Annotated in this window: 30 protein-coding genes; 13 read left to right on the top strand and 17 right to left on the bottom strand. The window is 61.4% G+C overall.

Annotated features, from left to right (window positions below; translation table 11 throughout):
• Positions 1-2 precede the first annotated feature (2 nt).
• The 7 genes from U1A24_RS18885 to U1A24_RS18855 form a co-directional block, all read right to left on the bottom strand.
• On the bottom strand, positions 3-725 hold the full coding sequence (locus U1A24_RS18885) for a transporter substrate-binding domain-containing protein (RefSeq protein ID WP_322323533.1): 723 nt from the start codon (positions 723-725) through the stop codon (positions 3-5).
• Positions 726-767: 42 nt separating this feature from the next.
• Positions 768-1,547, bottom strand: coding sequence for an amino acid ABC transporter ATP-binding protein (locus U1A24_RS18880; protein WP_322323532.1), 780 nt, complete (start codon positions 1,545-1,547; stop codon positions 768-770).
• Positions 1,548-1,649: 102 nt separating this feature from the next.
• Positions 1,650-2,423 (bottom strand): phosphate/phosphite/phosphonate ABC transporter substrate-binding protein, encoded by a 774-nt coding sequence (locus U1A24_RS18875; protein WP_322323531.1) that lies wholly within the window; start codon positions 2,421-2,423, stop codon positions 1,650-1,652.
• On the bottom strand, positions 2,420-2,857 hold the full coding sequence (locus U1A24_RS18870) for a TerB family tellurite resistance protein (RefSeq protein WP_322323530.1): 438 nt from the start codon (positions 2,855-2,857) through the stop codon (positions 2,420-2,422). Before U1A24_RS18870 ends, U1A24_RS18875 begins: the two co-directional genes overlap by 4 nt.
• Before the next feature lie 68 nt (positions 2,858-2,925).
• On the bottom strand, positions 2,926-3,816 hold the full coding sequence (locus U1A24_RS18865; RefSeq protein ID WP_322323529.1) for a PhzF family phenazine biosynthesis protein: 891 nt from the start codon (positions 3,814-3,816) through the stop codon (positions 2,926-2,928).
• 30 nt (positions 3,817-3,846) lie between these two features.
• Entirely contained in the window at positions 3,847-4,623 is a 777-nt protein-coding gene (gene rlmJ, locus U1A24_RS18860; RefSeq protein WP_322323528.1) for a 23S rRNA (adenine(2030)-N(6))-methyltransferase RlmJ, read from the bottom strand.
• A 129-nt stretch (positions 4,624-4,752) separates the two neighbouring features.
• The gene (locus tag U1A24_RS18855; protein ID WP_322323527.1) at positions 4,753-5,235 is read right to left on the bottom strand and encodes a hypothetical protein; all 483 of its coding nucleotides are present in this window, start codon (positions 5,233-5,235) and stop codon (positions 4,753-4,755) included.
• A gap of 140 nt (positions 5,236-5,375) precedes the next feature.
• Between U1A24_RS18855 and U1A24_RS18850 the strand changes: the two genes are divergently transcribed.
• The 4 genes from U1A24_RS18850 to U1A24_RS18835 all read left to right on the top strand — a co-directional run bounded on the left by U1A24_RS18850 (position 5,376) and on the right by U1A24_RS18835 (position 6,833).
• Entirely contained in the window at positions 5,376-5,699 is a 324-nt protein-coding gene (locus tag U1A24_RS18850; RefSeq protein WP_322323526.1) for a type II toxin-antitoxin system RelE/ParE family toxin, read from the top strand.
• Between the two features lie 13 nt (positions 5,700-5,712).
• Entirely contained in the window at positions 5,713-5,994 is a 282-nt protein-coding gene (locus U1A24_RS18845) for a helix-turn-helix transcriptional regulator (protein WP_322323525.1), read from the top strand.
• Positions 5,995-6,006: 12 nt separating this feature from the next.
• Positions 6,007-6,306, top strand: coding sequence for a helix-turn-helix domain-containing protein (locus U1A24_RS18840; protein WP_322323524.1), 300 nt, complete (start codon positions 6,007-6,009; stop codon positions 6,304-6,306).
• Positions 6,307-6,413: 107 nt separating this feature from the next.
• Positions 6,414-6,833 (top strand): hypothetical protein, encoded by a 420-nt coding sequence (locus U1A24_RS18835; protein WP_322323523.1) that lies wholly within the window; start codon positions 6,414-6,416, stop codon positions 6,831-6,833.
• Between the two features lie 28 nt (positions 6,834-6,861).
• Here the strand turns inward: U1A24_RS18835 and U1A24_RS18830 are convergent, their stop codons facing one another.
• From U1A24_RS18830 to U1A24_RS18815, 4 genes are all read right to left on the bottom strand, one after another.
• On the bottom strand, positions 6,862-8,505 hold the full coding sequence (locus tag U1A24_RS18830; protein ID WP_322323522.1) for a CTP synthase: 1,644 nt from the start codon (positions 8,503-8,505) through the stop codon (positions 6,862-6,864).
• A gap of 152 nt (positions 8,506-8,657) precedes the next feature.
• Entirely contained in the window at positions 8,658-9,110 is a 453-nt protein-coding gene (gene secG / locus U1A24_RS18825; protein ID WP_322323521.1) for a preprotein translocase subunit SecG, read from the bottom strand.
• 178 nt (positions 9,111-9,288) lie between these two features.
• Positions 9,289-9,669: a VOC family protein gene (locus U1A24_RS18820; protein ID WP_322323520.1), complete on the bottom strand. Its 381-nt coding sequence runs from the start codon at positions 9,667-9,669 to the stop codon at positions 9,289-9,291.
• On the bottom strand, positions 9,669-10,067 hold the full coding sequence (locus U1A24_RS18815) for a VOC family protein (protein ID WP_322323519.1): 399 nt from the start codon (positions 10,065-10,067) through the stop codon (positions 9,669-9,671). Before U1A24_RS18815 ends, U1A24_RS18820 begins: the two co-directional genes overlap by 1 nt.
• Before the next feature lie 132 nt (positions 10,068-10,199).
• Between U1A24_RS18815 and U1A24_RS18810 the strand changes: the two genes are divergently transcribed.
• Entirely contained in the window at positions 10,200-10,565 is a 366-nt protein-coding gene (locus U1A24_RS18810; protein WP_322323518.1) for a hypothetical protein, read from the top strand.
• Between the two features lie 7 nt (positions 10,566-10,572).
• On the opposite strand, the gene U1A24_RS18805 is transcribed toward U1A24_RS18810, so the two are convergent.
• Positions 10,573-10,968: a DUF6524 family protein gene (locus tag U1A24_RS18805; RefSeq protein WP_322323517.1), complete on the bottom strand. Its 396-nt coding sequence runs from the start codon at positions 10,966-10,968 to the stop codon at positions 10,573-10,575.
• A 145-nt stretch (positions 10,969-11,113) separates the two neighbouring features.
• Here U1A24_RS18805 and U1A24_RS18800 point away from each other — a divergent pair, with 145 nt between their 5' ends.
• Positions 11,114-12,406, top strand: a complete 1,293-nt coding sequence (locus U1A24_RS18800) for an adenylosuccinate synthase (protein ID WP_322323516.1) — start codon at positions 11,114-11,116, stop codon at positions 12,404-12,406.
• A 69-nt stretch (positions 12,407-12,475) separates the two neighbouring features.
• Positions 12,476-12,715, top strand: a complete 240-nt coding sequence (locus U1A24_RS18795; protein WP_322323515.1) for a DUF2842 domain-containing protein — start codon at positions 12,476-12,478, stop codon at positions 12,713-12,715.
• A gap of 87 nt (positions 12,716-12,802) precedes the next feature.
• Here the strand turns inward: U1A24_RS18795 and U1A24_RS18790 are convergent, their stop codons facing one another.
• A complete protein-coding gene (locus U1A24_RS18790; RefSeq protein ID WP_322323514.1) occupies positions 12,803-15,190 on the bottom strand; it encodes a hypothetical protein in 2,388 nt (795 codons plus the stop codon).
• Positions 15,191-15,333: 143 nt separating this feature from the next.
• On the opposite strand from U1A24_RS18790, the gene U1A24_RS18785 reads away from it, so the two are divergent.
• Complete coding sequence (locus U1A24_RS18785) at positions 15,334-15,990, top strand: thiamine diphosphokinase (protein ID WP_322323513.1); 657 nt, start codon at positions 15,334-15,336, stop codon at positions 15,988-15,990.
• Here U1A24_RS18785 and U1A24_RS18780 read toward each other — a convergent pair.
• The 4 genes from U1A24_RS18780 to U1A24_RS18765 form a co-directional block, all read right to left on the bottom strand.
• Positions 15,947-16,867 (bottom strand): DMT family transporter, encoded by a 921-nt coding sequence (locus U1A24_RS18780; protein ID WP_322323512.1) that lies wholly within the window; start codon positions 16,865-16,867, stop codon positions 15,947-15,949. The genes U1A24_RS18785 and U1A24_RS18780 overlap by 44 nt on opposite strands.
• Positions 16,868-17,084: 217 nt before the next feature.
• On the bottom strand, positions 17,085-18,464 hold the full coding sequence (locus tag U1A24_RS18775; protein ID WP_322323511.1) for an L-serine ammonia-lyase: 1,380 nt from the start codon (positions 18,462-18,464) through the stop codon (positions 17,085-17,087).
• Positions 18,465-18,479: 15 nt separating this feature from the next.
• Positions 18,480-19,118, bottom strand: a complete 639-nt coding sequence (locus tag U1A24_RS18770; protein ID WP_322323510.1) for a glutathione S-transferase family protein — start codon at positions 19,116-19,118, stop codon at positions 18,480-18,482.
• A 230-nt stretch (positions 19,119-19,348) separates the two neighbouring features.
• Complete coding sequence (locus tag U1A24_RS18765; RefSeq protein ID WP_322323509.1) at positions 19,349-20,677, bottom strand: Nramp family divalent metal transporter; 1,329 nt, start codon at positions 20,675-20,677, stop codon at positions 19,349-19,351.
• Positions 20,678-20,842: 165 nt separating this feature from the next.
• Between U1A24_RS18765 and rpiA the strand changes: the two genes are divergently transcribed.
• From rpiA to hflC, 5 genes are all read left to right on the top strand, one after another.
• Positions 20,843-21,631, top strand: coding sequence for a ribose-5-phosphate isomerase RpiA (gene rpiA / locus U1A24_RS18760; RefSeq protein WP_322323508.1), 789 nt, complete (start codon positions 20,843-20,845; stop codon positions 21,629-21,631).
• Positions 21,632-21,722: 91 nt separating this feature from the next.
• Positions 21,723-22,106: a hypothetical protein gene (locus U1A24_RS18755; protein WP_322323507.1), complete on the top strand. Its 384-nt coding sequence runs from the start codon at positions 21,723-21,725 to the stop codon at positions 22,104-22,106.
• Positions 22,103-23,479 carry a glutathione-disulfide reductase gene (gene gor, locus U1A24_RS18750; protein ID WP_322323506.1) on the top strand — a complete coding sequence of 459 codons (1,377 nt, stop codon included), beginning with the start codon at positions 22,103-22,105 and terminating at the stop codon, positions 23,477-23,479. Before U1A24_RS18755 ends, gor begins: the two co-directional genes overlap by 4 nt.
• Before the next feature lie 87 nt (positions 23,480-23,566).
• Positions 23,567-24,724 carry an FtsH protease activity modulator HflK gene (gene hflK, locus U1A24_RS18745; protein ID WP_322323505.1) on the top strand — a complete coding sequence of 386 codons (1,158 nt, stop codon included), beginning with the start codon at positions 23,567-23,569 and terminating at the stop codon, positions 24,722-24,724.
• Entirely contained in the window at positions 24,724-25,632 is a 909-nt protein-coding gene (gene hflC, locus U1A24_RS18740) for a protease modulator HflC (RefSeq protein ID WP_416136327.1), read from the top strand. Before hflK ends, hflC begins: the two co-directional genes overlap by 1 nt.
• The last annotated feature ends 178 nt before the right edge of the window (positions 25,633-25,810 follow it).

Raw genomic sequence — 25,810 nt, 5'->3', positions numbered from 1 at the left:
TCTTAGAATTTCAGGCCTTCCGCGCCGAAATGCTTCTCAATCAGCGTGTTCAGCGAGCCATCGGCTTTCATCGCCTGAATGGCGGTGTCGAGCTTGGCTTTCAGCTCGGTATCCGACTGACGCAGACCCAGACCAACGCCGCCACCGATGGCGATGTCTTCACCGACGAACATCAAAGCACCGTTGGATTCGTCTGCAAACGGACGCAGGTAATCCTTGTCGGCGAACACCGCAGCGGCTTCACCGTTGCGCACGGCGGCGACGGTTTCATCCGGGGTGGGGAATTCGAGCAGGGTTGCGCCCGATTCAGCCACATATCCGGCTTGGATGGTGCCCACCTGTGCCGAAACCACGCCGGTTTTGATATCGGCATCGGCTGCGGCGGCAAGGTAAGCCGAGGCGGCTGGCGGGTAGTAGTTGTCCGAGAAGGTGATCACTTTCGAACGCTCATCGGTGATCGACATACCGGCGATGATCACGTCGTAGTTGCCCGATTGCAGGTTGGGGATGATGCTGTCCCATTCATTGGTGCTCCAGGTGCATTCCAGAGCGGCCCGCTTGCAGACCTCATCACCGAACTCGCGCTCAAAACCTGCGACTTCGCCCTTGTCGTCGATGAAGTTGAAGGGAGGGTAAGCGCCTTCGGTGGCCAAACGCACGACTTGCGCCGAGGCAAAGCCTGCGGTCAGTGCCAGAAGCGTGGTGGCAAGAAGCAGTTTCTTCATTGGAATCTCCCAGGTTGGTTTTTTGGTTTGCTGTTTTTGGTCTTAGTGGCTGCCTGCGGAAAGAAAGCCGCGCAGGCGGTTGGTTTTGGGGCTGCCGAACAACTCGGCCGGGGGGCCTTGTTCTTCGACTTTGCCCAAGTGCAGGAAGATGACGTGATCGGACACGTCAGCTGCCAGTTTCATATCATGGGTCACAAGGATCATGGTGCGGCCTTCATCGGCCAGCGCCTTGATCACCTTGATCACCTCTTGCTCCAGTTCGGGGTCGAGCGCGCTGGTGGGTTCATCAAACAGCAAAGCGCGCGGCTCCATGCAAAGCGCACGGGCGATGGCGGCGCGTTGCTGTTGGCCACCCGACAGCATCGCGGGCCAGGCATCGGCTTTGTCTGCGATGCCGACTTTGGCAAGGTATTCGCGGGCCTTCACCTCGACCTCTTTCGGGTCGCGCTTCATCACCGTCACCGGGGCTTCCATGACGTTTTGCAGGATGGTCATATGCGACCACAGGTTAAACTGTTGAAACACCATTGAAAGATTGGTGCGCATCCGGGTGACTTGCGCGCGGTCGGCGGGGTGGCGGCCAAGGCCCTGGCCCTTCCAACGCACCGGCTCGCCTTCAAAGCGGATCTCGCCCTGCTGACTGTCTTCCAACAGGTTGCAGCAGCGCAGCAGCGTCGATTTGCCGGAACCCGACGAGCCGATCAAGGAAACCACATGCCCGCGCGGTGCTGTCAGATCGACACCTTTCAACACCTCAAGCGAGCCGTAGCTTTTGTGCAGATCATGGATCGCAATGACGGGTGTATCGGCAGATTCGCTCACTGGGGGGCTTTCGAAACGGGGCAGGTGCTTGAATAGGGCGCAGAATGGTCTGCATTGCAACGGGTTTTGCAGCGCATTTTGGTGAGTGGTTGGGCGATTTGCCTAAAGGTTATGCGCAATCTGCTCAGGTGAGGGCGGTGTGGGCACTGCAAGATAATCGGCCACCGGAATCGCGATCAACCCTTTGAGGTGCAGCGTGGCACGGTCGGCGGGCGAAAGCGCCGCAATCGCGGCCTTGGTGACACGGAAATACAGCGCCGCGTCTGCCCCCTTGGCGGTGATATAGGGCAGCACCGGTGTGGGTGGTTCGGTGCGGGCGATTTCGCGCAGATTGGCAGCGAAGGGCTCGTATTGGGAAAGAAATTCCCAAGTCAGCGCGTCAATCGCGGCAAGATCGGCACGACCATTTGCAACGGCAAGGGCAGACAGGCGATGGCCGCCGGTTTGCAGGCTGGGCGGGAAATGCAGCCCGTGGACGCGCGCATGATTTTGCGGGGCGGCCCAACCGGATTGGCTGAGGTCTTCGTTATAGGCGAAGGGCGCATTGGAAAATTCGGCCAAGCTACTGCGCGGATCGTCGTGGCGGGCGACAAATACCGAGGTGTAATGGCCGGGCGGGCAACCGGGCAGGTCATAATCCGGTGTGCCGATCAAGGTGACCTGATCATGCAGTTTGGCACGAAACGGAAAGCCGCAGGTTTGCGAAAACACCAGATCGGGCGATTGCCAAGCGTCCCAATAGGCGTGATCGCCGCGGGTCAGGGCTTCGGGGGCTGCGATACCCTCGGCGCGCAGCCCGTCACGGATGTTGGCCCATAGCTGATCATTGGCGGCGGCGGTCTCTGCGCGGTCATACATGCCGAGCGAAGCGATCATGCGCGGTCGACCTTCTGGCGGGCTTGGGCGGATTCCATATCGCTCAGCCCCAGAAGGTTGGCGAGCAGACGCATTTGCTGGTTCTCGCTTGCGTCGCGCTGACCGTCCGCCAGGGCCACCGACCAGAGGGCTTCGATCAACCCGGCGCGGTCTTCCAGCGGCACGGCGGCTTTCAGCGCACGGGTAAAGCGCACGGTGTCGGGGGCCTGGGCTTCGAAATCCTCGGCCTTGGCGCGCAGGGCGGCGGCCTCAAACGGATCTAGGCCATTGCGGGCCATCAGGATTTTTTCAATTCGTTCCACCTCTTCGGCGGCATACAGGCCATCGGTTTTGGCTACGCGCACCAACAGGGCGGCAAGGGCAAGCCGCGCGTCAGGGTCGGCCATACGGGTTGGGGCGGGAGCCAGAAGGCTGCGGAGGATTTCTGCGAACATGGCAGCAGGATAGGCGGGCGCTACGGCCTTGCCAAGTGGCGTTGCTGGTGCTGAATTGCACGAAATGGTTAGGGGCGGCGAATATGCCCCGAACTGATCGGCACGGCGCTGCCTTTGATGCGGACGGCGGTGATGCCTTCGGCGGTGGCGTTGATGCTCAACCCAATCTGGCTGGGGCGGCCCATCTCGACGCCTTGGCGCAGGGTCAAACGGGTGGTGCCCGAGGCGATCACGCCGGTTCGCCAAAGTTGCGACGCGAGAATCGCGCTGGCTGATCCGGTGGCGGGGTCTTCGGCGATGCCTGCGGTGGGCGAGAACATCCGGGCTTGGAAATCGCAGCTTTCGCCGGGGGTGTAGAGGTAGGCGCTATCGACTTCCGCGAGAGCCATCAGTGCGGACCAATGCGGCTCGCGTGGTTTGGCTTGGCCGAGGGTTCCAAGGCTGTCGACCGGGACATACAGAAAACGCGGCCCACCTTGGTGGGTGGCGGGGCGGTGGTCGGTAAAGCCGATCTGCGGGAGGGGGAGACCGAGGCTGGCGGCGATCAGATCAACGGGCAGGTCGGTTTTCACCGGGAACGGCAGCACGGGGGCGGTGAATTCGGCCTCGATGTGGGGGCCGTGGCGGGTGACGGTGACGGGCACAAGACCTGCCTCCTCCTCCAGCGTGATCAAGGTTTCGAAATCGCCGGTGTGACTGGCGCAGGCAAGGTGAATGGCGCAGCCCACGGTCGGATGGCCCGCGAAGGGGATCTCGGCGGTGGGAAAGAAGATGCGGACGCGAGCGGTGTGGGCGTGGTCTTGTGGCGCTTGCACGAAGATCGTCTCGGACAAGTTGAACTCGCGTGCGATGGTTTGCATTTCGGCGGTGGTCAGGGTGTCGGCGCCCAAAATCACGGCAAGCGGGTTGCCTGCGAAGGCGGTTTCGGTGAACACGTCGAGGGTGTGAAATTCCAGCATTTGAACACTCCAGCCGTTCGGGCCTTGAAACTATAGCGCCTTGAAATGCGCCTCAATCCGCGCGGCTTCTTCGGAGAGGCCATAGGGTGGGTTTATGATGAACATGCCCGACCCCTCCATCCGGTGCCCCTCCCGCGCGGGGGGAAAGCGGACCTCAGAGCGCAGCGCCTCGGGGAACTGCGCCTCCAGCGCTTTCAGCATCGGGCCGTGCGGGCCACCCACCAGCAAGGGATACCACAAAGCGATGATGCCGACGTTCCATTTGCGGTTGATATTGGCGATATGCTTGGGGATGGCGTCGTAATCGGCCTTCACCTCATAGCTGGGATCAATCAGCATCAGTCCCCGGCGCGGCGTCGGCGGGGTGATGGCGAGGGCGAGATCGAAGCCATCTTTTTGATAGATATGCGCGCTCCACGGGTTCAGGGCGTGGCGCAGGTGTTGGTGTTCTTGCGGGTGAAGCTCGGCCAGATGGATGGTGTCTTGGTCGCGTAAAGATAGGGCGGCGATCAAGGGGGAGCCGGGGTAGGCCATCGGGCCGTAGCTGGCGCGGACCTCGTTCAGGCGGTTGCGGTAGGGGTGCAGGGGGGGGAACCATGCCTCGGCGATGGCGATGCCTGCGGCGGCCTCGCCGGTTTTCAGCGCCGCATCCGACCCCAGATCATAGAGACCGCGACCGGCGTGGGTCTCGATATAGGTCAGCGGTTTGTCTTTTTGGATGAGGTAATCGAGCATGACGGCCAGCAGCGCGTGCTTCTGGACATCGGCGAGGTTTCCGGCATGGAACAGGTGTTGATAGCTGAGCATGCGGGTTTATAGGGCGGGAATTTCGGCGGGGGAAGGGGATTTGCGCAGGGTCCCAATTCGGGACCTTTTTTAGCTGTGGAATTTCAAGGGGATAGGGTGGTGGATTTAAGGGTTTGTTAAGGTTTCAGGCTATTTCCGCGCACAGGCGCTGCCATCGGTCTTGAACACCCCGGTGGGGCGGTAGTTCTTCAGCGCGGTGCGGGCGGCGAGGGTGATCAGACAGTCCATCTCATCCTGCCGGTCGGGGTTCGGGGTTTGCAGGCTGGCGGTGATGCCAAACACCGGGGTTCCGTCAAACGGAATCATGTAGCTTTCCGGCGAGATGCCGACGGTGGCGGAAATCGTATAAAGCCAGACCCGGTTTTCGCCCGCACCGACCCAACGGCCGACGTCTGAGTCTGGTTTTATATTGATCACCAGATCAGCTCCGGGGCCACTTTTGGCTTTCAGACCAGAGCCTTGCAGCGCTTTCAGCAGCGGCGGCAACAGATACTCGCCATAGCCCGAGCTGGACTGGGTCGACGACAGCTCGACGATATAGCTTTTGCCGCTGAGCGGATCGGCCATAGGCGGGGCTGCAATCATGACAGTGGCAAGGGCAAGGCGGAACATGCGCGCACCGGGGTTGTTTGCGGCAGGATAGGCGCGGCGCAGGCTTCGGGCAAGATCGGCGTTAGCGGTTGGTTAAGGATGATGCGGGAGAGTTCGGAGGAGGGCTTGATTGGATATAGCGGAAAGGGTATATAGCGGAAATGCAATGGTCGGTGGAGGCGCTGGCGGCGGCTCACGTAGAGATTGACGCGCTGCCCGTGGGGCTGCGGGCGCGGATGTATCGGCTGATGGCGATGATCGAAAGCTATGGGCTGGAGCAGATGCATGAACCGCATGTGAAGCATCTGGGCGGCAAGCTGTGGGAATTGCGCGCCAAAGCCGCCGAGGGCGTTGCGCGCGGGCTTTATGTGGCGGTGGTAGGGCGGCGGGTTGTGTTGCTGCATGTGTTTGAGAAGAAATCAGAAAAGACTCCGCTGCGGGCTTTGAACTTGGCGCGGGCGCGGATGAAGGAGATTTCGCGATGAAGGAGATGGCGCGATGAGCAAGACTGTTCCGCTGGCCGAGATGCTGGCGAAAAACATGAAAGACCCGGCCTTCGCCGCCGCCTATGCCGAAGCCGATGCAGAGTATTCGGTGATTGAGGCGATGATCTCGGCCCGTGCCGAGGCGGGGCTGACGCAAGAGGCTTTGGCGGAGCGGATGGGCACCACCCAGTCGGCGATTGCGCGGCTGGAGGGCGGGCGGGTGTCGCCCTCGGTGGAGACCTTGCGGAAGTATGCGAAGGCGGTGGGGAAGAGGTTACGAGTGGAGATGGTGTGAGGGGGTGGGTAGATGAGCGAGTTTTTTGACAGCATCGTGATCGGGATGAATCAAGCGCTGGCTTTTGCAAAAGGCGATACGGCTGGCTGCATAGTTCACAGCTTTGAGGCGGATGGGACGCCAACCGTGGCGACAATCCGGGCGCGGACGGGGTTGTCACAGGCGGAGTTTGCCCGCTCGATTGGAGTGAAGAAAGCGACGTTGTTGAATTGGGAACAGGGGCGTCGCAAGCCGGACGGCCCGGCGCGGGTGCTGCTGGCGCTGATCGCCAAGGAGCCGGGGATTGTGCAGCGGGTGTTGGGGGAAGGGTGAGGGAATTTAAAATATATCGGCTCCATAGTGAGATGATAAATTTACATTGTTTATAAGGGAAAGACTGCTACTCACGTAAAGGTGAAACTTGAAATGAGGACCAGTTGATGAATGTCAGATTAATGTTTACGATGCTTGCTTCGTTGCCTCTTGCGCTATCGGGCTGTGTGCCAAACGATTTTTACGTTAAGCAGGGTGTCACTTTTGATCGCTATGAACGAGATTCTGTTGGATGCGCGACAGTTGCAACACAAGCCGTGCCAACAAATACCCAAGTCAGCTGGGCACCTTACGTTGGCCTTTATTCAGTCGACACAAATTCAGGTCTTCGTGGTCAAAACCTAGAAATTTGCATGCGTGATCGTGGATATCAAAAGGTTTCGATTCCATATTGCACGGGTGATTCATTAAATGCTGCCACAGAAGCGGCAAAGCTGCCTCAAGATAGAAACAAGAAAATGAAAATCTCAAAAGATTCCTGCTACGTTCTTGGCGCTGCAGGTGGGCCATCTTTATATACACCGTAATGAGTTGTCGGGGCGGTTGGATTAATTCTCACACCAACCGCTCCACCTCTTTCGCCGCCCGCACGAAATCGGCAAACAACGGATGCGGGGCGAAGGGTTTGCTTTTCAATTCCGGGTGGAATTGCACGCCGATGAACCACGGGTGGTCTTTGACCTCGACGATCTCGGGCAGGCGGCCGTCGGGGCTCATGCCGGAGAAGATCAGGCCGCATTTTTCTAGCTCGGTGATGTATTTGGCATCGACCTCGTAGCGGTGGCGGTGGCGTTCTTCGATGGTGGTGGTGCCGTAGATTTGGGCGACGTGGCTGCCGGGGGTGAGGGCGGCGGTGTAGGCGCCCAGGCGCATGGTGCCGCCTTTGTCGTCGGTGGTTTTGCGGGCGACGACGTGGTTGCCTTGGATCCACTCTTTCAGGTGGTAGACGACGGGGGTGAAGCGTTTCGCGCCAGCCTCAACGTCGAATTCTTCTGAACCGGCGTTGGTGACGCCTGCGAGGTTGCGGGCGGATTCGATGACGGCCATTTGCATGCCGAGGCAGATGCCGAGATAGGGGATTTTCTTTTCGCGCGCGAATTGGGCGGCTTTGATTTTGCCTTCGGTGCCGCGCTCGCCAAAGCCGCCGGGGACGAGGATGGCGTGGAAGTTTTCGAGGTAGGGGGCGGGGTCTTCGCGTTCAAAGATTTCGGCGTCGATCCATTCGGCTTTGACGCGGGTGCGGTTGGCCATGCCGCCGTGGGTGAGGGCCTCGGCGATGGATTTGTAGGCGTCTTCCAGCTGGGTGTATTTGCCGACGATGGCGACGCGGACCTGGCCTTCGGCATGGGTCAGACGGTCCATCACGTCGATCCAGCGGGCGAGGTTGGGCTTGGGGGCGGGGGTGATGCCGAACGCATCCAAGACCGCCTGATCGAGACCGGCGCGGTGGTAGGCGAGCGGGGCCTCGTAGATGGTTTTCAGATCATAGGCCGGGATGACGTGTTCTTTGCGGACGTTGCAGAACAGGGCGATCTTTTCCAGCTCACGATCCGGGATCGGGTGTTCGGAGCGGCAGACCAGCACGTCAGGGGCGAGGCCGATGCTCTGCAGTTCCTTGACCGAGTGTTGGGTGGGTTTGGTTTTCAGCTCACCACTGGCGGCAAGGTAGGGCAGCAGGGTGAGGTGCATCAGGATCGACTGGCCGCGCGGGCGTTCGTGGATGAACTGACGGATGCTCTCGAAGAACGGCAGGCCTTCGATGTCACCGACGGTGCCGCCGATTTCGCAGAGCATGAAATCGACTTCCTCGTCGCCGATGCGCAGGAAGTCTTTGATTTCATTGGTGACATGGGGGATGACCTGGATGGTTTTGCCAAGGTAATCGCCGCGACGTTCTTTCTCCAGCACGTTGGAATAGATCCGGCCGGAGGAGATGCTGTCGGTCTGGCGGGCGGAAACGCCGGTGAAACGCTCGTAATGGCCAAGGTCGAGATCGGTTTCTGCACCGTCATCGGTGACGAACACTTCGCCATGTTCAAAGGGCGACATCGTGCCGGGATCGACGTTCAGGTAGGGGTCAAGTTTGCGCAATCGCACCGTGTAGCCGCGGGCTTGCAACAGCGCGCCAAGGGCGGCGGAGGCGAGGCCTTTGCCGAGAGAGGACACCACGCCGCCGGTGATGAAAATATAGCGTGCCATGTGGGGGCCCCCGTGAATTGGTTGAAACGGCTCTGATTCGCAGCCTTGGAATCACAGCATCACGGGAGTTGAGCAATAGCTTAAGCAAAGCGAGAGCGCAACCCGACCGCTAGATGCTGTCGGTTGGCGGTGTTGCGCTGCAACAGTTGGTGTTAGTTTGAGGCCGGAGGCTCTGCCGGGGCAGGTGCCGGGGTGGCCGGAGCAGGAGCGTCCGGGGTTGCTGGAGTGGCGGCTGCCGGAGGCGCTGCGGGTTCGGTAGCTGCCGGAGGGGCTGCCGGGCTGCCATCGTTCGAGGGCGGCAGCAGATCACCACCAGCCGGAAGCGCCGGGGCGGGAGCTGCGGGTTGCTCGGCGCCAAACTGGTCGATCACCGACGAGGTCGAGGCGCTGCTTGCGGCGAGGATGGTCATGGTGATCGAAGTCACGATGAAGCAAATTGCCAGGATCCACGTCACTTTGCCCAAGGCCGTCGCTGCAGCGCGACCGGAAACCGCGCCACCCGAAGAGCCCATGCCAAGCCCGCCACCTTCCGACCGTTGCAGCAGCACCACGCCGATCAACAGCAGGGCGAGGATGAGGTGGACGGTGAGGATAACGTTTTCCATACGGGCCGGGCTTTCTAAGAGGTCGCGGCCTATCTAGGCGGATGCAGTCAGGCGTGCAAGCCCTTCGGGTGCTGTTGGTCATCCTCTGTGCGCAAATATCCCCGCCGGAGGCATCCGCAGCCAGAAAGGAGCCTCCGGCAGGGATATTCAGAAACAGATGAAACCTTGGGCGCGGCGGTTATTCGGCGGCGGTGCAGACGGCGGAGAGCTTGTTGCCGTCGGGGTCGCGGACGTAGCAGCTGTAGAAGTTCGGGCTGTAGCGCAGACCGGGCGCGCCCTCATCTGTGCCGCCATGAGCGAGGGCTGCTTGATAAAAGGCATCGACGGCGGCGCGGGTGGAGGCGTTGAACGCGGGCATCGAGCCGTTGCCGATGGTGGCGGGGTTGCCGTCATAAGGTTGGTTGATCCAGACCAGCGGATTTTCGGCGAGGGTGGGGCCATAGCCGATTTCACCGTCAAACTCGCCCATGAAATGCAGGCCTATGGGGGCGAGCGTGGCATCGTAGAAGCGCTTGGCGGCGGCGAGGTTGTTGGTGCCAAGGGTGATGTAGAGCAGCATCAGATGGGCCTTTCGGGGTGTTCGGGCGTTTCGCAGACGGCAGAGAGTTTGTTGCCATCGGGGTCGCGGACGTAGGCCGCGTAGAAAGATGGGCCGAACGGACGCAGGCCGGGCGCGCCCTCATCCGTGCCGCCGTGCGCAAGAGCGGCATGGTAGAAGGCATCGACGGCGGCACGGTTGGCGGCCTCGAATGCGGGCATCGCGCCGTTGCCGTTGCTGGCGGGCTTGCCGTCATAGGGGCGGGTGACCCAGAACCGGATACGACCCGTTGGCGGGCCATAGCCGATCTCATCGGCGTCTTCGGCGCGGAACACCAGACCGAGGCAGGGCATCACGGCGTCGTAGAACCGCTTGGCTACTGCGAGGTTGTTGGTGCCAAGGGTGATGTAGAGCAGCATGATGTCTCACTGTGGCGGCTGGTTTGGGGTATGTTCGCGCAGCTTAGCGGCAGATTGGCGCGCAGACCACTTGCTTGCTGGCGCGAGGCGATCATAATCGACGCGTTCAGGCGTTTTTTGGGACAGATATTCATGCAAGAGATGAGCGCGCGCAGCGCCCGTATCCGGGGCGTGTTTGTGTTGATTTGTGGCCTGCCCATTCTGGCCATTGGGCTGTGGTTGTTGCGGTTTATTCTGGCACGACCGATGCCAGACTGGCTGCCCGAGGCGATCACGCCGGGGCCGGGGGTGCGGATTGAAGGGCTAGATGCCAGCTCGACCGATGCGCAGCGGTTGCGCAGCACGCCGGGTCTGGCGGGCCTTTTCGTTTTGCTGTTGGGTGGCATCATCAGCGTGCAGGGTCTGATCATGCTGATTTTGGGCCGACGCAGTATGGCGCTGTTGGCGCTGCTGGTGGCGATGGTTGTCGGGATGTGGGCATTCGGACGCACTGTTTAGCGCGGCGTCACTCTTGCACTTCGTCCACCGTGGCTTGGCCTGACAGGCGCTGGCGGATGATGCTCCATGACAGGCCGATGCCAAGCACCACTGACAGCGCGAAGATGCCGAGCCAGAGGTTGACCTGCGGATTTTGCAGGGTGAGGATCTGGTAGTCGATCAGCACCCAGACCAAGGCGCCGACGATGGCGCCGACAAGGATAATACCGAAGGCACCGATCGAGCGCAGGGTGGCGCCGATGTAGATCATGTAGCCGACGCCAAGCAAGAGGCCGAGCAGGATGGTCAGCGGCATCTGGGTCTGCCAGTTTGCCTCGGCCCAGCGGGTGAAGTTCCATTGCGTCGGGTTGTAGGTGGCTGCGAGCAGCACGAATGCTCCGAACCAGCGCAGGATAATGCCCATGTTTGTCCCCTCGTTTGGTCTTTGGTGGCGTATCTGCGGCTGTCTGTCCAGCGGGCCATCGCGGCCTTGTGCGATTTAGCGGTTTCATCGCGGTGCAGGTGTCGCTATAGGTCGCGCGGTTTTTCCAAAACGCGAAGGATATGCCGTGGCCAATGTTGTTGTCGTCGGAGCCCAGTGGGGCGACGAAGGTAAGGGGAAAATCGTCGACTGGCTCTCAGAGCGGGCCGATGTGATCGCACGTTTTCAGGGCGGTCATAACGCCGGGCATACGCTGGTGATTGACGGCAAGGTCTATAAGCTGTCGCTGCTGCCCTCGGGGATTGTGCGCGGTGGCAAGTTGTCGGTAATCGGCAATGGTGTGGTGGTGGACCCGTGGCATCTGGTGACCGAGATCGAAAAGCTGCGCGGGCAGGGCGTTGATATCACGCCCGACAACCTGATGCTTGCCGAGAATGCCTCGCTGATACTGCCAATTCATGGCGAGTTGGACCGGGCGCGCGAGGGGCAGACTGGCGTGGCCAAGATCGGCACCACCGGGCGCGGCATTGGGCCGGCTTATGAGGATAAGGTGGGTCGGCGGGCCATTCGGGTGGCGGATCTGGCGGACGAAAGCACTTTGGAAACCCGGGTGGATCGCCTGATGGGCCACCATGATGCGTTGCGTCGCGGCTTGGGGATTGCGCCGATTGACCGCGAGTCGCTGCTGGATCAGTTGCGGTCGATTGCGCCGCAGGTTCTGCCTTATGCGAAACCAGTGTGGAAGGTGCTGACCGAGGCGCGCAAGGCCGGAAAGCGGATTTTGTTCGAGGGCGCGCAGGGCGCGTTGCTGGACATTGATTTCGGGACTTATCCGTTTGTGACCTCGTCCAACGTCATTGCGGGGCAGGCGGCGACGGGGACTGGCCTTGGCCCGACGGCGATTGATTTCGTGTTGGGGATCGTGAAGGCCTATACCACGCGCGTGGGTGAGGGGCCGTTCCCGGCGGAGTTGTTCGATGCCGATGGCGCGCGTCTGGGCGAGCGCGGGCATGAGTTTGGCACTGTCACGGGCCGCAAACGTCGCTGCGGCTGGTTTGATGCGGTGCTGGTGCGGCAGACCTGTGCGACCAGCGGTGTGTCGGGGATTGCGCTGACCAAGCTGGATGTGCTGGACGGTTTCCCGGTGCTGAAGATTTGCGTCGGCTATGATCTGGACGGTGTGCGGCTGGATTATCTGCCGACGGCCGCCGATCAGCAGGCGCGGTGCACGCCGATCTATGAAGAGATGGAAGGCTGGTCCGAGAATACCGCAGGCGCACGGTCTTGGGCGGATCTGCCGGGGGCTGCGATCAAATATGTGCGGCGGATTGAAGAGTTGATCCAATGTCCGGTGGCGCTGTTGTCGACCAGCCCTGAGCGCGACGATACGATTCTGGTGACCGATCCCTTTGCGGATTGAGCTTTCGGTTTAGCTTTCATTGCGCCCCCTGCGACGATGCAGGGGGCGTTTTGGTTTCAGGAGGGTGCGATGGCGCTGAGTTACAAGGCCCGTAAGCGGTTGTCTTTGCTGATCCTTTTGGTAGGGATGCCGATTTATGTCGTGGTGGCGGTCAATCTGATCGACAAAATTGATCGGCTGCCGATCTGGGCTGAGGTTCCGGCCTATCTGCTGCTTGGGGTGGCGTGGATCTTGCCGTTCCGCTCGGTGTTTCTGGGGGTGGGGCAGCCTGACCCGGATGCGGCCCCAGAAGCTGATCGCAAACCCTGATCAGAAATGAAAAACAGCCGCAACATCCCCCGATGTTGCGGCTGTTTCATGGGGCGCGAGTGGCAGCCTCGGCCCTGTTCGGTTGTGTTACGCGGTAATGCGAAGCGCTTCCGCCATCAAGGGCGAATGTGCCGTCATGGCGAACTGACCGCGTTTGATTTTCGCGATGCGACCTTGGCGCAGCAGGGTGCCGAAAGCACGCAGGCGATCTTCGCGCGGATGATCGGGTTCGTCGATCAGGGTTTCAAGCTGACGCATCACCAAGGGGCGGCTGAACTGCGGGCGGCCCAGCACATGCGTGCAGTAGACGGCAGAGGCTTCCAACAGATCGGCCAGCGAATTGGCCCCCAGCTTTTCGGCGAAATCAGCGAAGTTCTGGCCTTCGGCGAAGAAATTACCTTCCTCTTCAGCGGTGAGCAGGTCTTCATCGTCAAGATCATCGGCCACATCGTCGAGCAGGTGGTTGTCGTGCGGCATCGCTTGCATCGCGGCCATGCTGGCGGCACCGCTGACGCGGCGCGGGCGCACCGGCATCACCACGCGCGGCGCAGCAGAAGAAGCGATGGGGGCGGGCGTGGCGACCGGCGTCAACATCAGCGGTGCCGCAGGTGTCTTGGCGCGGTCGATGCGCTGTTCGGACACCAACACCAAGGGCGTCAGGCGTTCGGCATTGGCGGCGGCGCGAGCCTCAATGGTGCCGTCAACCGGCTTGGCGCGCACGACGCTTTCCAGATCGTGACGGTAGATGTCCTGACGATCGGGCTGGGTTTTGCCGGGGTGGCCGGCATTGATCTGACGCTCGGCCTCGGTCGCGGCGACGGCGGCTTTCAGGTGCGAGATCGCAGAATGACGGCGGCGGCTTTCTTCGTCATCCATCGCAGAATTCGTCGCTGCCATCAGGCGTTCAACCGCATCGTCATCTGATTCGGTTTCCAACAGTTTGCGGCCTTCGGCCTGTGCGCTGGGCTGCGCTTCGGCGGGGGCCTCAGGCAGCTCTGCGTCTGCCTGAGGGTCGGCCAAAGCGGCGGCAAGAATGGCGTCATCTTCGAGGTCGGTCGCAACCGCAGCGCTGTGTTGTGTCAAGTGACGCACTGGACGGGTCGGGCGCACTGGGGCAGAGATTTCCACCGGAGTTTCGGCCTCAAGTGCTGCAAGCTCGGCTTGCAGCGCGGCTTCGGCTTCGGGCGAGAGCAGCGAGTGTTGCGGTGGCGCTGCCGCTTCGGGGCGGGGGGCATCGGCGCGGCGGATCTTGATCACCCGAGCGCGGGCGCGCTGAATTTTCTCGCCGGGTTGCGGGGCAAGCGCGGCGCTGTCCATAGCGGCGGGTTCGGCGGCGGGTGCTGGCGGGGGCGTCGCGGTCAGCTTGGTGGCGATGGCGCTGAGCAGCAGATCGTCTTCTGCGTCATCCTCGTCGTAGGCTTCGGTCGCCTGCGGCGCAGCCGGTTGGGCCACAACCGCTTCCGGCTGGATTTGATCGTTTTCAGCGATCAGCGCACCCAAAGACGCCAGCATGTCTTCATCCGCATAGGCCGCAGCCTCGGCGATGGGATCGTGCTCGGGCAACAGATCGGCAAGGATTTCGTCGTCATAGTCTTCAGCCGTTGCAGTCTCGGCGCTTGCAACAAAATCTTCGATCACCGGGTCTTCGCTGGCGATCAGGCTTTCAGCGGTGAACGGTTCTGCGGGTGCGGGCAGATCATCGGCAAATGCGGCGGCGAGGTCGGCGGCAGGAGCGTCCTGCGCGTCAGGATCTTCTTCAAAGCCCAGATCTGGTGCAAAACCAAGGTCTTGCGCTGCCGCTTCCGCAACGGGCGCTTGCGCCACGGCATCCAGGGCGGTGAGATCAGCAAGATCTTGTGTGTCGATCTCGGCTGCTGATGTGTCTTGCTGATCAACGGCTGTGTCGCAGGCGATCAGATCCTGCAGCGCGGTGTCGTGCTGAACCTGCGGCGCGACAGCCTCGGGGGCGGCCAGAGCGGCGATCCCGGCCAGAATGTCATCGGAATGCTGATCTTCGCTATAGGCATCATCGGCCAATGCTGCGGCTTCGGCGATGTGGTGGATTGTGGGCTCGGCGGCAACGGCGGCCAGAGGTGCTGCGGTTTGGGCCGCACGCAAGCGAGACAGCCGGGCGGCCACGCTTTCGCCATCCGCTTCCACAGCGGGGGCCGCTGCGACGGAAGGGGCGACTGCGGGGGCGGCAAGGGCAGGCGCTTCGGCATCACCTGCGCGCAGGATCACGCCGTTATCCTGAATTTTCGCCTCAACCCGGCGTTGGATTTCCCGTTCGGCAATGCGGTGCAGCATGGCGGCGTCGGGGGTGGGCGGCTCTGCGCCAAAGTAGCGGTCTTCGGCGGCGAGATCGCGGAAATATTCGGCAATCGCCTTCATGGTGTTGAAAGGTTCGTCGAAACCTTCCAGCGTGCAGCTGAAAGTTCCATAAGATACGGTAAGAATTTTACTTGCACCGATCATCGGGATGCCGCCTTTACAAAGTTCACGTCGCCAACCTGCACTGCGCTTTGTTCAATTCCGTGGACAGAACAGGGTAATTTGAAGGATTGATTGTGTTCACGGCACGGAGTTTGTGCCGCAATTCAAAGGACAGTATCGGGAATATGCAGGTGATTGTCGACTCTTTGCAGGGGGTGACTTTGGCGGGCGGCGGACCGTTCGGCAAGGCACAGCTGACGCGGGCTGTGCGGTTTGCGCCAAGGATTGTTGGGGCGGATGGCGGGGCGGACCGGCTTTTGGCGCTGGGGGTGGAGCCTGAGGCGGTGGTTGGTGATATGGATTCGATCAGTGCGGGCGCGCGGGCGCGGCTGGCGGGGCGGTTGTTTCCGATCGCAGAACAAATCACCACCGATTTTGACAAGGCGTTGCGGTCGATCAAGGCGCCGTTTGTGCTGGGGATAGGATTCGCGGGCGCCCGGCTGGATCATGGCTTGGCGGTGCTGAACGCCTTGGTGCGTGCGCCGGAGCAGCGCTGTCTGGTGCTGTCGCCGCAGGATGTGATCTTTCTGGCGCCTTTGCAGATGCGGCTGGATTTGCCTTTGGGGTCGCGGTTCTCACTGTTTCCGATGGCGCAGGTGACCGGGGAAAGCGAGGGGCTGCGCTGGCCGTTGCAGGGCTTGGATTTCGCGCCGGATCAGATGATCGGCACCTCGAATGAGGTGTCGGGGCCGGTGGAGTTGCGGTTCTCGGCGCGGAAAATGCTGGTGATCCTGCCGATCAAATCTCTGACGGCAGCACTGAGCGGGCTTGGTGTAGCGTGACCCGTTCGCGGTGGATGATGTAAAGGCCCGAGGCCACGATGATCACGATGCCGGCCCAGGTCAGCGCATTGGGGAAATCGCCGAACACCAGATAGCCGAGGGTGACGGCGGTGACGATCTCCAGATAGTGCAACGGTGCGAGGGTAGAGGCGGGGGCGCATTTCAGCGCCACGGTCATGCACATATGACTTGCCGCCGCCCAAAAGCCGACGCCAAACAGCCAGAGCCAGTTCAGGCCCTGCGGCATGACCGGATCAAGTTCGGTGATGCCGCTGCCATTGGCCCATAGCATGATCGGCAGGCAAAGCAGACTTCCGGCGATGGAGGTGTGCAACTGTTGGGTAACGGGGTGCATGCCGGTGGCGATGGCTTGGGTGATCAGCATGTAGAAGGCAAAGCTGAACGCGGTGCCCAGAGGATAGAGGGCAGCGGTGCCGTAATGGGTGATCGAGGGCTGGATCACCAAAAGCGCCCCGGCAAAGCCAACAATGGAGGCTGCGATGCGGCGGGGGCCGACGGGGTTGCCGAACAGCAAATAGCCGAGGATCAACAGGATAAACGGCTCAATGAACACGATGGCGAGGGCATCGGCGATGGGCATCACCTGCACGCCTGCGACAAAGCCATAGGTCGAGGCGATCAGGAACACCGCGCGCAGGGTGATCAAAGCGGTGGTCTTGCCGTTCATCCGCAGCGGCAGGCGCATCAGCAGGGCAATCGGCAGCATCAGCGCCCCTTGCACCAGAAACCGCGCGGTGGTGATCTGGCCGACCGGAATATCGGCGGTGGCAAGCTTCGAGGCGGTGTCGAGCAGCGGTGCCATCACACAAAAGGCCAGCATCAACAGGATGCCACGAAGGATGCGATCATTGTTCATAGCGCATGGCTAGTCGGGTGAGCGGCGGGTGTCGTGCCTAAAAGCGACCTCAGGCGGCGCTGCGGATGCAGAAGTTGCTCTTTTGGAAATACTCAAATGCAACCGCGACCCGATGCGCACGGCTTCAGGCTTATCGCGGCGGCAGCCCTTCATCCCGGCCGAAGGCCGGGGGAAGGGAGCACTCTTGCCGCCTTGGCGGCTCTGCTGGATCACCGTTTCAGCAGTTCGGCACGTTCACCGCGAGACCGCCCAGCGAGGTTTCCTTGTATTTCTCATGCATGTCATGGCCGGTTTGGCGCATGGTTTCGATACAGACATCAAGGCTGACCAGATGCTCGCCGTCGCCGCGCAGGGCCAGCGAGGCCGCCGAGACGGCTTTAATGGCACCCAGGCCGTTGCGCTCGATACAGGGCACTTGCACGAGGCCTGCGACGGGGTCGCAGGTCATGCCGAGGTGGTGTTCAAGGGCGATTTCGGCGGCGTTTTCGACCTGCATCACCGTGCCACCCAGCACGGCGGCGAGGGCGGCGGAGGCCATAGCGGCTGCGGAGCCGACCTCGGCTTGGCAGCCGCATTCCGCACCGGAAATGCTGGCGTTATGTTTGCAAAGCCCGCCGATGGCCGAAGCGGTGAGCAGGAAATCGGCGATTTTGGAGGTGGAAGCGCCGGGGACGTGGTCGAGGTAGTAGCGCAGCACGGCGGGCAGCACGCCAGCCGCGCCATTGGTGGGGGCGGTGACGACTTGGCCGCCAGCGGCGTTTTCCTCGTTCACCGCCATGGCATACAGCGACATCCAGTCGTTGATGGTGTGCGGGGCGGTCATGTTCAGCCCGCGTTCGGCCAGCAGGGCGTCGTGGATGCCTTTGGCACGGCGGCGTACTTTCAAGCCACCTGGCAGGATGCCGGTGCCCTCCATCCCACGTGAGATACAGTCGTTCATCACTTGCCAGAGCCGGGCGATGCCTTGGTCGATCTCGGCCTTGGAGCGGAACTTCAGCTCATTCGCCAGCTTCATTTGGGCGATGGAGAGGCCAGAGGCTTTCGCCATCGCCAGCATTTCGGCGGCGGACTCGAATGGGTAGGGCACATCGGCCTTGGTTTTGGATTTGCCAGCACCTGCCTCGGCCAACTCGCCTGCGGTCAGCACGAAGCCGCCGCCGATGGAATAGTAGGTTTCCTGCAAGATCACGTCGCCCTGCGCGTCGGTGGCTTTCAGCACCATGCCATTGGCGTGGCCGGGCAGCGCGGGGCCGTAGTCGAAGGCAAGGTCGGCTTTGGGGTTGAAGCGCAAAGGTGGCAGGCCATCAGCGTGGATGGTGCTGGTCTCATGGATGGCGGCGAGCACGGTATCGGCTTTCGCGGCATCATAGGTGGCGGGGTGGAAGCCTGCGAGGCCAAGGATGGTGGCGCGGTCAGTGGCGTGACCGATGCCGGTGAAGGCGAGGGAGCCGTGCAACGAGGCTTTGACGCCGCCGAATTGGAACGGCGAGGCGCGCATCAGGTCGAGAAACCGCGCGGCTGCGACCATCGGGCCCATGGTATGCGACGAGGACGGGCCGACGCCGACTTTGAACATGTCGAAAACCGAGAGGAACATGAGGCTGGGGTCCGATCAATAAGGGTTCGAGAACATCGTGCTGGCCAAGCCCTCGGCCTGCGCGCAGGTTTGTGCGGCGGGGCGGGCTTCGAGCGCCAGCAGGATTTTGTGCAAGGCGGGATAGTCGGTGGCGGGGCAAGGCTCGAACAGCCAGCGCATCAGCACGGCGATATAATAGCCGAGGATGGAGGGTTCGGCTGAAAGCCAGTCGGGGGTGTCTAGGGCGATCATATCTTCGAGGGTTTGCACCAGCGATTTCAGGTTGGCTTCGGCTTGCGCCTTGGCGGCATCCGCGTTTTGCGGGCCTGCGACGCGGTGCGGATAATAGTAATTCATCGCGGTGGGATGCAGGTTGCTGGAGGTGAAGAACAGCCATTTCAGGAATTGGCCGCGCTCTGGCGTGTTCGGGGCGGGGGCGAGTTTGCCCGCGATTTCGGACAGATGCAGCAGGATCGCGGCGGTCTCGAACATGGTGCCGTCTGGGGTTTCCAGCGCCGGGATTTTGCCCAAGGGTTGCAGTTTTCGGTATGCGGCGCTGTCGAGCGCGCCGCCTGCGCGGTCGAGCGCGGCGATCTGGTAGGGCAGACCGAGTTCTTCCAGCACCAGCCGGACGATCAGGGCTGCCGAGTCGGGGGTGTGGTGCAGAACATACATCGCGGGCTCCTCATTTCGCGGCAGTATGGCGGATGGGCCGGGGGATACCATGCGAAAACCGACACTATTTGGTGTGCAGCGGCGACGGGTGGCTTGGTTCTGATCTGGGCCGCTCTGCTTGAAGGTGCGCGGGGTTTTCACCCCCCCGCACCCCCGTGGAGTATTTAAGCCAGTCTGAAAGCAAATTTGAGATAAGTTTTAGGCAGTTGTGGGGGCTAGCCTTGGACGGGCTAGCCGAAGAAATCCCACAGCAGTTTCAGGTTCAGCGCGATGATCACCACAGCGATCAGGATGGCCAAGGCGACCAACCAGCGCGGGGCGGCGAGAGCGCCCATTTTTGCGCGGTTGGCGGTGAACATCACCAAGGGCACCACGGCGAAGGAAAGTTGCAGCGACAGGATGACTTGGGTCAGGATCAGCAGTTTGCCGGTGCCCGCGCTGCCATAATAGATGGTGACGGCGGCGGCGGGGATGATGGCGATGGCGCGGGTGATCAGGCGGCGCAGCCATGGTGGCAGGCGGATTTGCAGGAAGCCTTCCATCACCGCTTGGCCTGCGAGGGTGGCGGTGACGGTGGAGTTCAGGCCACAGGCCAGCAGGGCGATGGCGAACAGGCTGGGCGCGATGCCCGAGCCGAGCAGCGGCCCGAGCAGTTGGTGGGCATCGCCAAGCTCGGCGATTTCGGTCTGGCCATTGGCGTTGAATGAGGCGGCGGCGAGGATCAGGATAGAGGCGTTGATCAGCAGGGCGAAGCAGAGGGCGACGGTGCTGTCGATGGTGGCGAATTTCAGCGCCTCACGTTTTTCCTCGATGCTGTCGCCGTAGGCGCGGGTTTGCACAATGGCGGAGTGCAGGTAGAGGTTGTGCGGCATCACCGTAGCACCAAGGATGCCAAGCGCGAGGTAGAGCATTTCGGGGTTGCGTAGGATCTCGGTGGTGGGAGCGAAGCCTTTGATCACGCCGGCCCAATCGGGATCGGCCATGGCGATCTGGACGGCAAAGCAAAGGGCGATCACCCCGAGCAGGGTGACAATGAAGGCTTCCAGCCAGCGGAAGCCTTTGCTTTGCAGCCAGAGGATCAAGAACACGTCAAGGGCGGTGATCAGGACACCGAGTTCCAGCGGGATGCCGAACAGCAGGTTCAGGCCGATGGCGGTGCCGATCACCTTGGCGATGTCGGTGGCGATGATGGCGATTTCGGCGGCGAGCCACAGCGGGATCGATACGAAGCGCGGGAAGGCATCGCGGCAGGCTTGCGCCAAATCGCGGCCCGAGGCGATGGCGAGGCGGGCGCAGAGCGATTGCAGCACGATCGCCATCAGGTTGGAAATCAGCGCCACCACCAGCAGGGTGTAGCCGAATTTGGAGCCGCCAGCGAGCGAGGTCGCCCAGTTGCCGGGATCCATATAGCCCACCGCCACCATATAGCCGGGGCCAAGGAAGGCGGCGAAGCGGCGCCATGCGCCTTTCGGCAGGTGCACCGAGCGATGCACATCGGCAAGCGCTGCATCGCCACGGGGTTGCTTCCAGTCAGTGCGAAGGTCGAAGAGGGATGACATGGCGGCTCTCTGATATTGAGAATTATTCGCAAATTAACTTTGCCGCGGGGACTGTCAAGGGGCTGCGCGATTCCCCTCTCGCCCCCTCCGCCTGCTTTGCCTATAAGGACGCAACAGCGTAGGAGCCCGCGCCCCCGGTCGGGCGCATCAGACTGAGGAAACCAGATGCCAGCCGAGCTTTCCCCCATCGACAAAGCCAAATTCGTTGCCGCCAAGCGGGCGGTGGATTTCATTGAAAACGGCATGAAGGTGGGGTTGGGCACCGGATCAACTGCGGCGTGGATGGTGCGCTGTCTGGGTGAGCGTGTGCGCGAGGAGGGGTTGAAGATTGTGGGGGTTCCGACCTCGACCCGCACGGCCGAGTTGGCGCGGCAGGTCGGCATCCATGTGACGTCGCTGGATGAGGCGAAATGGCTGGACATCACCATTGATGGTGCGGATGAGTTTGACCAGAACCTTGCGCTGATCAAGGGCGGCGGGGCTGCGTTGTTGCAGGAAAAGATTGTCGCCACCGCCAGCGATCAGATGATCGTGATCGCGGATGCGGCGAAGGAAGTGCAGCAGCTGGGGGCGTTTCCGCTGCCGATTGAGATCATTCCGTTCGGCTGGCAGACCTCGAAAGCTTTGGTTGAGGAAATGCTGGTGTCGATGGATGTGCTGGCGCGCGATGTGACCCTGCGGATGAATGGCGAGCGGCCACTGGTGACGGATGAGAGCAATTACATTCTGGACCTGCATCTGAAGCGGATCGGTAATCCTCGGCAACTGGCCTTGGTGTTGAACCAGATTCCGGGCGTGGTTGAAAACGGGCTGTTCATAGATATCTGTGACATTGTGATCATCGGCCACGGCGATGGCCGGGTGACGGTGCGCGATATCAACTCGGGGTCGGAAACGGACGATCAGATCTTGTTCGCGCCGACGGATAATATCTTCGCTGATTTAGGGGAGTGATTTGAGGTTGGTGGTTGAGCGAAGCCGAAGGGATAGATTTCTCCGCAACATTTCGCTGGTAGTGTTTGGTCTGTCAGCGGGGGTATACGCGATGGGTGCGATAGATCACTGGCAGAATGGCGAAAGTTACATCTGGCCTGCGATATATGCCGCCCTTTTTCTTATTTCTGCTATCGCACTTGCTTTGATCATGTCGTGGGCGCTTCCAGTTGCTGTTGTTGAGCAAGGGGGCATCACTGTGCCCGCCGTTTACGCTTGGGGTTCGCGTCAGATGATTTGGTCAGATTTGATTGACGTAAAATTGACGAAACGCTCTGTTCGACTGCGTTGCAGCACTCGCAATGGAGGCTTCACACTATTTTGGATACGAAGGGCTGAATGCGAGACTAAAAGCTACCGGATGATGTTGAAAGCGATCTGCCAGCATCGCCCGGATTTGCTTGACGCCAAAGCTGCAGAAGTGGGGACAGTATGACTTTCGACTACGATCTTTTCGTCATCGGTGGTGGCTCGGGCGGGGTGCGGGCGGCGCGGATTGCGTCTGCGGAGGGTGGCGCGAAGGTGGCGCTGGCTGAGGAAAGCCGGATGGGCGGCACGTGCGTCATTCGGGGCTGCGTGCCGAAGAAGCTGATGGTGTTCGCCTCGGAATATCCCGAGGAGGTGCAGGATGCGCGGGCTTATGGTTGGGATGCCACGCTGGGGGCGTTTGACTGGGGGCGGTTTCGCGGCACGCTGGACAAGGAATTGGATCGGTTGGAGGCGGCGTATCGCAGCACGCTGCTGAACGCCGGGGTGACGATTTATGACGCGCGCGCCGTGGTGGTGGACCCGCATCGGGTGCGGCTGGCCTCGGGTGAGGAGTTCAGCGTCAAGCATATACTGATCGCGACGGGCGGGCGGCCGTTTGTGCCGGAAGTGCCGGGCGGTGAGTTGGCGGTGACCTCGAATGAGATGTTCCTGCTGGATGCCTTGCCGAAGCGGGCTTTGGTGGTGGGCGGCGGCTATATTGCCAGCGAGTTCGCCTGCATTCTGCATGGGTTGGGCGTGCAGGTGACGATGATGTATCGCGGCGCGTCGATCTTGCGCGGCTTTGATGACGAGGCGCGGGGGATGGTCTCAACCGCGATGATCGCGCGCGGGATTGATATTCAGTGCGGTGTCGATGTGGCGCGGCTGGAGCAGGGCGCAGATGGCATCGTAGCGCATGGCACTGATGGCCATGCGCGCGAGGTCGATCTGGTGATGTATGCCACCGGGCGTTTGCCGAATTCGGGCGGCATGGGGCTGGAAAGCCTTGGCGTTGGCATTGGCGCGCGGGGCCAAGTTCTGGTGGATGAGTGGAGCCAGACCTCGGTGCCGTCGATCTATGCGGTGGGCGATGTGACGGACCGGATTAATTTGACTCCGGTGGCGATCCGCGAGGGCCATGCGTTTGCCGATACGGTGTTTCGCGGGGTGCCGACCAAGGCCGATCACGCCTTGGTGGCCTCGGCCGTGTTCACCCAGCCGGAATTGGGCACCGTGGGGCTTTCAGAAGAAGCCGCCAAGGGCCTTGATCCTTCCGACGATCGGGGGCCGATCGAGATTTTCAGTGCCAGCTTCCGCCCGATGAAAAGCCTGTTCGCCGGGCGGCAGGATCGGGTGTTGATGAAACTGGTGGTCGATCAGGCCAGCCAGCGGGTTTTGGGCTGCCATATCGTGGGCGCGGGCGCGGGCGAAATGATCCAGCTTGCGGCGATTGCGATCAAGATGGGGGCGACCAAGGCCGATTTTGATCGCACCGTGGCGGTGCATCCGACGGTGTCGGAGGAACTTGTAACGATGAGAAAGCCGACAAGAGTGGTCTGATGTGGCAATTTGCGCGGGGTATCTGCTTGATTTCCGCGCGTTCATGCCCAATTCAGGCAGCAGCATAACAAGACGAAAGGTTTATCAATGGCGGGTAGTGGCGGCCCTTGGGGCGGAAATGGCGGTTCTGGTGGGGATGACCGGAATGGCCAGCGGCCAGAAGACCGTCCGGGTGGGCGCAGACCGGGTGAAGGCCCGCAGATGCCCGAGATTGATGAGCTGGTGAAGAAGGGCCAGGAACATCTGCGCGTTCTGATGGGCGGGCGTGGTGGTGGCAATGGCCGTGGGCCTGCTGGGGGTGGTTCGGCTGGGCCGCTGTTCAGCAAGCAAGGCATCGCGCTGGGCGTGATCGTGGCGCTGGGCGTCTGGGTTTGGTCCTCGGCCTATTCGGTCAAGCCGGAAGAACAGGCCGTGACGCTGATGCTGGGCAAGTTCAGTGGTGTGACCGAAGAAGGTCTGCATTTCGCGCCTTGGCCAGTGATGACCGCCGAAATCGTCGAGGCGCGCAAGCAGCGCACCACCGATATCGGCAATGGGGCGGCGGGCCAGTTGGACAATGGCCTGATGCTGACCCGTGATCAGAACATCGTCGATATCGAGTTTCAGGTTGTGTGGAACATCGCGGATCCGGCGAAGTTCCTGTTCAACCTCGCCGACCCGGAAGATACCATCCGCGCGGTGTCTGAATCTGCGATGCGCGATATCATTGCGCGGTCAGAGTTGTCGCCGGTGTTGAACCGTGACCGGGGGGTGATTGCCTCGGAAGTCACCTCGGCCATTCAGGGCACGCTGAACAGCTATGATGCCGGGATCAACGTGATCCGCGTCAACTTTGACAAGGCGGACCCGCCGCGCGAAGTTATCGACAGCTTCCGCAAGGTGCAGGCGGCGCAGCAAGAGCGCGACCGTCTGGAAAAAGAAGCCGACGCTTATGCCAACACCATTGGGGCCGCGTCGCGCGGTCAAGCGGCGCAGTTGTTGGAAGATGCGCAGGGTTACCGCGCGCAAGTTGTCAACAACGCTGAAGGTGAAGCCAGCCGCTTCTCGTCGATCTATGCCGAATACATCAAGGCACCGGAAGTGACGCGCAAGCGGATGTATCTGGAAACGATGGAGAAAGTTCTGGGCGGGATGAACAAGGTGATCCTGGATGGTGTCTCGGGCCAGGACGGGCAGGGCGTGTTGCCCTATCTGCCGCTGGACGGCTTGACCAGACCTGCAACCCCAACCGGAGGGTCGAACTGATGCGTGCGATCTATATTCTACCCGGCCTGATACTTGCAGGCGCGTTGCTTTTGTCTTCGGTGTTCATCGTCGACGAGCGTGAAAAAGTGCTGGTCTTGCAGTTTGGTGAAGTGAAGCAAGTGGTGGACAAGCCCGGCCTTGGCTTCAAAATTCCCTTGGTGCAGGAAGTCTTCCGCTATGACGACCGTATCCTTGGACTGCCAACGCAGCCCTTGGAGGTAACGCCGCTCGATGACCGCCGTTTGGTGGTGGATGCGTTTGCGCGCTGGCGGATCGTGGATCTGGAAGCGTTCCGGCGTGCGGTGGGTTCGGGCGGCGTCGATGCGGCGCGCAGCAACCTTGACAAGATCATCAACGCCGAAATCCGTGAGGTTTTGGGTGGCGTGAACAGCCAGAAGGTGCTGTCGGAAGACCGCACCTCGCTGATGAACCAGATCCGCAACAATGCGCGGGCCAAGGCGGCAGGGCTTGGGGTGGATGTGATCGACGTGCGGCTGACGCGCACCGATCTGCCGGAACAGAACCTTGAAGCCACCTTTGCGCGGATGCGGGCAGAGCGGGATCGTGAAGCGGCGGACGAGATCGGTCGCGGTAACGAGGCCGCACAGCGGGTGCGGGCAGCGGCGGAACGCTCGAAGGTTGAGATCGTCTCGCAGGCTGGCAAAGAGGCCGAGGTGATCCGCGGTGAAGCCGATGCGCAACGCAACGCAATCTATGCCGAAGCTTTTGGCCAAGACCCCGAGTTCTTTGCCTTCACGCGGTCCTTGACCTCGTATGAGCGGGCATTGCAGGCGGGGAATTCGTCGATGGTGATGCAGCCGGATAGCGAATTCTTCGAATATCTGCGCAGCGAGAAGGCCCCGGTTGCCGCACCGGCGGCTCCGGCTGCCCCGGCGGCACAGCCGTAAACCGGGCTGGGTCTGACAATCATCAAGGGCCAGCGCCTGCGCTGGCCCTTTTTCTTTGCGGCGAGGATTGGCGCATCTTGCCGATGTCACTTGCACACAGGCTCACGCAGGTGACAAATTCATTCACGCAGGGTTGAGACGACGCGATCTGGTTTGCATTGCGCATTTCGTCGCCTAA

Source organism: Cypionkella sp., from assembly GCF_034376685.1.
Lineage (GTDB): Bacteria > Pseudomonadota > Alphaproteobacteria > Rhodobacterales > Rhodobacteraceae > Cypionkella.
This window is presented reverse-complemented; position numbering and strand designations above follow the sequence as displayed.

Bases quoted from the DNA above. Each gene is read 5' to 3' on its own strand.
- U1A24_RS18790 (WP_322323514.1), bottom strand. From the start codon at position 15,190: ATGATCGGTGCAAGTAAAATTCTTACCGTATCTTATGGAACTTTCAGC.
- U1A24_RS18865 (WP_322323529.1), bottom strand. From the start codon at position 3,816: ATGCTGGAATTTCACACCCTCGACGTGTTCACCGAAACCGCCTTCGCA.
- U1A24_RS18770 (WP_322323510.1), bottom strand. From the start codon at position 19,118: ATGTATGTTCTGCACCACACCCCCGACTCGGCAGCCCTGATCGTCCGG.
- U1A24_RS18775 (WP_322323511.1), bottom strand. From the start codon at position 18,464: ATGTTCCTCTCGGTTTTCGACATGTTCAAAGTCGGCGTCGGCCCGTCC.
- U1A24_RS18810 (WP_322323518.1), top strand. From the start codon at position 10,200: ATGCAAGAGATGAGCGCGCGCAGCGCCCGTATCCGGGGCGTGTTTGTG.
- rpiA (WP_322323508.1), top strand. From the start codon at position 20,843: ATGCCAGCCGAGCTTTCCCCCATCGACAAAGCCAAATTCGTTGCCGCC.
- U1A24_RS18835 (WP_322323523.1), top strand. From the start codon at position 6,414: ATGAATGTCAGATTAATGTTTACGATGCTTGCTTCGTTGCCTCTTGCG.
- rlmJ (WP_322323528.1), bottom strand. From the start codon at position 4,623: ATGCTCAGCTATCAACACCTGTTCCATGCCGGAAACCTCGCCGATGTC.
- U1A24_RS18780 (WP_322323512.1), bottom strand. From the start codon at position 16,867: ATGAACAATGATCGCATCCTTCGTGGCATCCTGTTGATGCTGGCCTTT.
- gor (WP_322323506.1), top strand. From the start codon at position 22,103: ATGACTTTCGACTACGATCTTTTCGTCATCGGTGGTGGCTCGGGCGGG.
- U1A24_RS18840 (WP_322323524.1), top strand. From the start codon at position 6,007: ATGAGCGAGTTTTTTGACAGCATCGTGATCGGGATGAATCAAGCGCTG.
- U1A24_RS18755 (WP_322323507.1), top strand. From the start codon at position 21,723: ATGGGTGCGATAGATCACTGGCAGAATGGCGAAAGTTACATCTGGCCT.
- U1A24_RS18805 (WP_322323517.1), bottom strand. From the start codon at position 10,968: ATGGGCATTATCCTGCGCTGGTTCGGAGCATTCGTGCTGCTCGCAGCC.
- U1A24_RS18795 (WP_322323515.1), top strand. From the start codon at position 12,476: ATGGCGCTGAGTTACAAGGCCCGTAAGCGGTTGTCTTTGCTGATCCTT.
- U1A24_RS18885 (WP_322323533.1), bottom strand. From the start codon at position 725: ATGAAGAAACTGCTTCTTGCCACCACGCTTCTGGCACTGACCGCAGGC.
- U1A24_RS18875 (WP_322323531.1), bottom strand. From the start codon at position 2,423: ATGATCGCTTCGCTCGGCATGTATGACCGCGCAGAGACCGCCGCCGCC.
- secG (WP_322323521.1), bottom strand. From the start codon at position 9,110: ATGGAAAACGTTATCCTCACCGTCCACCTCATCCTCGCCCTGCTGTTG.
- U1A24_RS18815 (WP_322323519.1), bottom strand. From the start codon at position 10,067: ATGCTGCTCTACATCACCCTTGGCACCAACAACCTCGCAGTAGCCAAG.
- U1A24_RS18850 (WP_322323526.1), top strand. From the start codon at position 5,376: ATGCAATGGTCGGTGGAGGCGCTGGCGGCGGCTCACGTAGAGATTGAC.
- U1A24_RS18765 (WP_322323509.1), bottom strand. From the start codon at position 20,677: ATGTCATCCCTCTTCGACCTTCGCACTGACTGGAAGCAACCCCGTGGC.
- U1A24_RS18785 (WP_322323513.1), top strand. From the start codon at position 15,334: ATGCAGGTGATTGTCGACTCTTTGCAGGGGGTGACTTTGGCGGGCGGC.
- U1A24_RS18830 (WP_322323522.1), bottom strand. From the start codon at position 8,505: ATGGCACGCTATATTTTCATCACCGGCGGCGTGGTGTCCTCTCTCGGC.
- U1A24_RS18870 (WP_322323530.1), bottom strand. From the start codon at position 2,857: ATGTTCGCAGAAATCCTCCGCAGCCTTCTGGCTCCCGCCCCAACCCGT.
- hflK (WP_322323505.1), top strand. From the start codon at position 23,567: ATGGCGGGTAGTGGCGGCCCTTGGGGCGGAAATGGCGGTTCTGGTGGG.
- U1A24_RS18820 (WP_322323520.1), bottom strand. From the start codon at position 9,669: ATGCTGCTCTACATCACCCTTGGCACCAACAACCTCGCCGCCGCCAAG.
- U1A24_RS18845 (WP_322323525.1), top strand. From the start codon at position 5,713: ATGAGCAAGACTGTTCCGCTGGCCGAGATGCTGGCGAAAAACATGAAA.
- hflC (WP_416136327.1), top strand. From the start codon at position 24,724: ATGCGTGCGATCTATATTCTACCCGGCCTGATACTTGCAGGCGCGTTG.
- U1A24_RS18855 (WP_322323527.1), bottom strand. From the start codon at position 5,235: ATGTTCCGCCTTGCCCTTGCCACTGTCATGATTGCAGCCCCGCCTATG.